This is a genomic window from Pseudomonas protegens, assembly GCF_003732485.1.
Classification (GTDB): domain Bacteria; phylum Pseudomonadota; class Gammaproteobacteria; order Pseudomonadales; family Pseudomonadaceae; genus Aquipseudomonas; species Aquipseudomonas protegens_B.
The window spans coordinates 567,325-570,884 of record NZ_MOAK01000086.1 but is presented as its reverse complement, the minus strand read 5'-3'; the positions used below and the strand labels follow the sequence as shown (position 1 = coordinate 570,884).

Here is a 3,560-nt window from a genome sequence, read left to right as displayed (position 1 = left end):
CTGCTTGAATACAAACAAGTGCCCGACTGGCTCAACTCTCGCTTCTGGGCGAACCCGGAAAACTTTGGAAAGTATTGGTGGTAACACAATGAGTGCCTCGATTTGTCCTTGTGGCAGCGGCAACCTGCTGGATGCCTGCTGCGGCCACTACCATGCCGGCCATCCCGCCCCTTGCGCCGAAGCCCTGATGCGCTCGCGCTACAGCGCCTATGTACTGGGACAGGTGGAGTACCTGCTGGCCACCACACTGCCGATACAACAGGCCGGCCTGGATCGCCAATCCATCAGTGACTGGAGCGCACAAAGCACCTGGCTGGGGCTGGAGGTGGAAAGCTCGGAGGTCTTCGGCGGCCAACCCGAACATGCCTTCGTCACCTTCACTGCCCGCTGGCACGACAGCCAGGGCGAACACAGCCATCGCGAACGCTCGTCCTTCGTGCAGAATCAGGGACGCTGGTACTTCATCGACCCCACGGTGCCCCTGAATGCCGGGCGCAATGACGCCTGCCCCTGTGGCAGCGGGCAAAAATTCAAGAAGTGCTGCGCCGGCTATTTCACACGCTGAGCCTTTGCAGGCCAGGCACCCCAAACCCAGGATGGGTACAGGGGGTTCAAAAGGGAGTCTTGCAATGATCGGTGAGCTGCGCGCATTACGGGCCGTCTGCCTGCTCGGACTACTGAGCCTGGCGGGATGCGTGTCCTGGTTCACCGATGAGGACCTTGACCCTGCGGTTCATCTGGTCAAGGTCGAGGTGGTCAAGGCCAACCTGCTGGAGCAGCGCTTCACCCTGCACCTGAGGGTCGACAATCCCAATGACAGCGACCTGACAGTGCGCCGCCTGACCTACCGGGTCTATCTGGAGCGCTTTCTACTCAGCGAGGGCGAGCATGAACACTGGTTCACCGTCACGCCCCACAGCAGCCGCTACTTCAAGGTACCGGTGCGGACCAACCTGTGGCCGCAGATCCGGGATGTGGTGAAGCTGCTGCGCAATCCCCAACAGCCCATCCCCTATCGCCTGGAAGGCGAGCTGGAAATCGGATTATTCATCGGCCAGGACGTGCACCTGAAGCGCAATGGCGTGATAATTCCCGGCGATTTTATCCCGGAGTAACCCGCAATGACCCAGCAACCTCATGTCCATGGCCCAGACTGCAACCACGATCATGACCACCACGATCATGACCATGGCCATGTTCACGGTCCGCACTGCAACCACGCCCACCAGGAGCCGGTGCGCAATGCGCTGAAAGACGTTGGCCGCAACGATCCTTGCCCATGCGGCAGCAGCAAGAAGTTCAAGAAGTGCCACGGCGCTTGATCTGATCGCGTAAGAGGCCTGTCCGTGCGACCTCGCCGTTCGGCCTCTGCTAAAAAAGCTGCGCCAGGGTCAACACCGTGGCGTACTCGCCGTGAAGGTTGGCCAGCGACATGTCATGCACCTCCTCGGCAGAACGGGCTCGACCGGCAAAGTCGAGCTTGTCGAAGGTGAAACAGGCGTCGGCCACTACCCATACCGCGAAGCCCAGGTTACCGGCGGTTCTGGCCGTCGACTCCACCGAGTTGTTGGTGGCAACACCGACTATCACCAACTGCCCGATCCCCTGCTGGCGCAGATCCGCCTCCAGCGAGGTGCCACAAAAGGCGTCGGGCACCTGTTTCTGAATCAGTCCTTCCCCCGTTTGCGGGCGAAAACGCGGCTGAAATTCCACGCCGGATTGCCCGGGCCAGAACACCGAATCCGTCGAGCGCGACAGATGCTGCACATGGATCACCGGCCAACCCCGGGTGCGCCAATGGGCCAGCAACTCGAGCATCCGCTCCTCTGCCTCGGGATTGTTTCGCGGACCAAGCCGGGGATGCAGGATGCCTTGCTGTTGATCGATGAGTAGCAGCGCCGTGTCGGCCGGAATGGGCATGGAGCATTCTCCGTTGGAGCGTCATTGAATTTTGCCGACTTCAACATCACCTCCTGTTACAGGCAAGCCACCCTTTGCAGACAGGACGACCTAATGCCGGAGTTTGCTGTCGTTAGACCAGGACCCATTCCTTTTGGAGCGCTGCATGATCGACCTGTACTACTGGACTACCCCCAACGGCCACAAGATCTCCCTGTTCCTGGAAGAAGCCGGCCTGCCCTACACCCTGTACCCGGTCAATATTGGCCTGGGCGAACAGTTCAAGCCGCAATTCCTGAAGATTGCTCCCAACAATCGCATTCCGGCCATCGTCGACCATGAGCCGGCAGATGGCGGCGCGCCGTTGTCGCTGTTCGAGTCCGGAGCGATTCTTTTGTACCTGGCGGAAAAAACCGGACAGTTCCTGCCCCAGGACCTGCGGGGGCGCCAGGAAGCCCTGCAGTGGCTGTTCTGGCAAATGGGCGGATTGGGACCAATGGCCGGACAGAACCACCACTTCAGCCAGGCCGCCCCGGAAAAGATCCCCTACGCCATCAAACGCTATGTGGACGAAACGGCGCGGCTGTATGGCGTGCTGGACCGGCGCCTGGCAGACCGGGCGTTCGTCGCCGGCAATGACTACAGCATTGCCGATATGGCGATCTATCCGTGGATCGCGTCGTACAAGAAACAGAGCCAGAAACTCGAGGACTTCCCTCATCTGCAGCGCTGGTTCAACAGCATCCAGGAGCGGCCGGCTACCGAGCGCGCGTATGCCCTGGTGGATCACGTGAATCCCGCGCCATAAGAGCTTCGCCGGCAAGCCGGCTCCTACGGGTTTGGCCAGGTACCGACGCGCCGGCGCTGGCTATTTGTGGCGCGCTGGAGAAATACCTCCTGCCCCCGCTTGCGCGGCACTCGCCTGCTCACTAACGTAGCGCCTTTATCGACGCTACCCCCCGCAGGAGCTTTGCCATGGCCTCGCCAGCCCTCTCACATTTTCTTCCCCGGTTCGGCGTTGCCGCGGCAGTGGCCGGTGCTCTCAGCCTGGCCGGTTGCCAGTCCTGGAACACTCAAAACAGCCTGCCTCCTACCTCCGGCGTACAGCCCCTCAAGGGCCTGGCGCAGAACGTTTCGGTCAGGCGTAGCGCCGTCGGTGTACCGCTGATCGAAAGCAACAGCTTCCACGACGCGCTGTTCACCCTGGGCTATGTACACGCCAGCGATCGTATCGAGCAGATGGTCACCCTGCGCCTGCTGGCCCAGGGCCGCCTGGCGGAGATGTCCGGCGCCGAAGTGCTGGAAGTCGACCGCCTGATGCGTGCGGTAAACCTGAAGAAAAGCGCCGACGAGCTGTACAAGGCCTCGTCGCCCCGGATCAAGCGCTTCTTCGAGGTCTACGCACGAGGCGTCAACGCCTATCTGTTCCGTTACCGCGACAAGCTGCCGCCAGACCTCGCCGCCCGCGGCTACATCCCTGAATACTGGAAGGCCGAAGACTCGGCGCTGATCTTCTGCCTGCTGAATTTCGGCCAGTCGGCCAATCTGCTGGAAGAGATCAACAGCCTGGTACTGGCGCAAAAGGTCGGCAGCGACAAACTGCCCTGGCTGACCCCGAGCTACCCCGATGAACCGCTGCCCATGGCCGAGGCCGACAAGCT

The 3,560-nt window shown here is 61.3% G+C and carries 7 protein-coding genes; 6 read left to right on the top strand and 1 reads right to left on the bottom strand.

The annotated features are described in order from the left end of the window. The 4 genes from BLX41_RS34055 to BLX41_RS29615 all read left to right on the top strand — a co-directional run. On the top strand, window positions 1–84 hold an 84-nt coding region (locus BLX41_RS34055), incomplete at its 5' end, for a DUF6231 family protein (RefSeq protein WP_221179227.1). A 4-nt stretch (window positions 85–88) separates the two neighbouring features. Next, window positions 89–565, top strand: a complete 477-nt coding sequence (locus tag BLX41_RS29625; RefSeq protein WP_123727732.1) for a YchJ family protein — start codon at window positions 89–91, stop codon at window positions 563–565. Between the two features lie 64 nt (window positions 566–629). Next, a complete protein-coding gene (locus BLX41_RS29620; protein WP_123727731.1) occupies window positions 630–1,115 on the top strand; it encodes an LEA/WHy family protein in 486 nt (161 codons plus the stop codon). A 6-nt stretch (window positions 1,116–1,121) separates the two neighbouring features. Then, window positions 1,122–1,322 carry an SEC-C metal-binding domain-containing protein gene (locus BLX41_RS29615; RefSeq protein WP_007923047.1) on the top strand — a complete coding sequence of 67 codons (201 nt, stop codon included), beginning with the start codon at window positions 1,122–1,124 and terminating at the stop codon, window positions 1,320–1,322. Window positions 1,323–1,371: 49 nt separating this feature from the next. Here the strand turns inward: BLX41_RS29615 and BLX41_RS29610 are convergent, their stop codons facing one another. Beyond that, on the bottom strand, window positions 1,372–1,920 hold the full coding sequence (locus tag BLX41_RS29610) for a cysteine hydrolase family protein (RefSeq protein ID WP_123727730.1): 549 nt from the start codon (window positions 1,918–1,920) through the stop codon (window positions 1,372–1,374). Window positions 1,921–2,065: 145 nt separating this feature from the next. Here BLX41_RS29610 and BLX41_RS29605 point away from each other — a divergent pair, with 145 nt between their 5' ends. Together BLX41_RS29605 and BLX41_RS36640 are read left to right on the top strand one after the other, a co-directional pair. Further along, a complete protein-coding gene (locus BLX41_RS29605) occupies window positions 2,066–2,707 on the top strand; it encodes a glutathione binding-like protein (RefSeq protein ID WP_123727729.1) in 642 nt (213 codons plus the stop codon). A 167-nt stretch (window positions 2,708–2,874) separates the two neighbouring features. Next, window positions 2,875–3,560: penicillin acylase family protein (locus BLX41_RS36640; RefSeq protein ID WP_259745395.1), on the top strand; the 686-nt coding region annotated here is incomplete at its 3' end.